At 48.4% G+C, this 852-nt stretch carries 1 protein-coding gene; it reads left to right on the top strand.

What is annotated here, in order from left to right; genetic code table 11:
* Positions 1-442: 442 nt before the first annotated feature.
* Complete coding sequence (locus R7E78_RS25485; protein ID WP_318058521.1) at positions 443-733, top strand: hypothetical protein; 291 nt, start codon at positions 443-445, stop codon at positions 731-733.
* The last annotated feature ends 119 nt before the right edge of the window (positions 734-852 follow it).

The following is an 852-nucleotide window of genomic DNA, read 5'->3' as shown; positions in this document are numbered from 1 at the left end:
GCTCACTTGCTCACCCCTCCTGTCGGGTAAATGATGGTGGCCTCGTAGGGCCAGAAAGTCTTGCGCACGAGTTTTTCAGGAGTGGGTCTATCTAGCGACGAGGTGAATGTTTATTTAGAAATCTAAGCCATGTTACGATATTGTAATGAATCACTCACGAGCAGGAGACCAGAGGAGCGTTCGGGAAAAAGGCCCATTTATTTGAACACTCCAAAAACTCCGGTAACACTCCAGGGGGTAAAAGACTCCGTCCCAAACTCTGACTCTTCTACCATAACACACACACTTCATACACACATACTCACTTACAGTACCCAGTGGGGCAGCCCTCCCCTCTCTGCTCCACCAATCTCCAGCCCGCACACTGACTGACAGCGTAGCCTGTAAACAGAGCTCAGCTGTTTATTTAGCCTAGCAATATCTCCGGACTATAGTAGCTGCAATGGACGACTTTGAACGCGATTTTGAAGAGTTTCTTGTAGCGGACACAGACCCAGAGCCATACCTGTTTGAGCCGGAGCATACAGATGAGGAACTCCATGTGTTTGATGCTGAGCGGGCGAGAAGAGAGGCTGAATGCACAGAATGGGATTTGGTGCTACTGCTGCCATCGTTGGGGAGATATATCATCAGAAGGAAAAGCGCCGCAGAGCGTGCATCACAAGGAGTGAAGTTGCATCTTCTTTTCCTCGCAGATGACAGTTCGGGTTCATTCTCTCCTGTTGCGTGGTAAGTGTCGTCCATTCGCAAACTTTATAACTAAAAAAACTTTTCACTACTCTCTATCAACGAACTACTAACACTCTTTGCTGTTTCCTGCTCCTTCTTCCTTCCTCCCGCTGTCTTCGTTGG

Source organism: Vibrio sp. YT-19(2023), from assembly GCF_033337395.1.
Note: the sequence above shows the minus strand (reverse complement) of the source record. Positions and strands in the feature narration are given on the sequence as shown.

Excerpts from the sequence above, each read along its gene's own strand:
- R7E78_RS25485 (WP_318058521.1), top strand. The coding sequence starts at position 443 with ATGGACGACTTTGAACGCGATTTTGAAGAGTTTCTTGTAGCGGACACA.